General features: G+C 63.6%; 1 protein-coding gene and 1 pseudogene. Both read left to right on the forward strand.

Annotated elements, in window-relative coordinates; translation table 11 throughout:
* Positions 1 to 353 (forward strand): TAXI family TRAP transporter solute-binding subunit (locus tag ACY45C_RS15220; protein WP_462188256.1); only part of this gene is annotated, 353 nt, incomplete at its 5' end.
* 126 nt (positions 354 to 479) lie between these two features.
* Positions 480 to 696: pseudogene (locus ACY45C_RS15225) on the forward strand (hypothetical protein); the annotation flags it as partial.

A 696-nucleotide genomic window follows, 5' to 3' on the forward strand; every position in this document is an offset into this window, starting at 1 on the left:
TACGCCTCGTCGGCCAGATCTACTACGACGTTCTCCAGCTCATCGTCCCGACCAACTCCAGCATTCATAGCGCGGACGATCTGTGCGGCAAGACGGTCGAAAGCGGAGTGCTCGACTCGGGCACCCACCAGATCGCCTCCGTGCTGTTCCGTCAGATCACCCGGGTAAAAGGAGCGGGCTGCGTCATCCGTCCGGTGACCGGGAACCGGATAGCCGAGGCTCTCCAGAAACTTCATCCCACCGGTGCGGATCACGCCGACGCGGTCCTGTGGGCGGCGGGCGCTCCCACGATGGCGGTCCAGGAATACAACGACAGCTACCAGAAGATCAGATTCGTGCCACTCGACGACTAGCAATCGGCGATCCAGCGGGACTGGTACTCCCAGTACCTCGATGTCGGAGCCAACGTCTTCACAAGGGCCGCTATCGAGCCGGGTGACTACAACATCATCCCGTCCCAGCCGACACAGACCCTCGCAGTGCCGAACGGCATCGTCGCCAGCAAGTACGCCGACGCCGCGCTGGTCGAGTTCGCCGCCCGGATGATGGGTGAACACTCCGCCGAGTTCAAGGCCACCCTGTGGACCACCCATCAGGCGCAGGCGCAGGCGCGCCGCCTCGATTTCGCGACTCCCGGCTCCTTCATCGCGACCAACATCTGCCGGTACGTCCCGCTACATCCGGCAGCGGAGAGAT

It is taken from the genome of Frankia sp. CcWB2, from assembly GCF_977927585.1.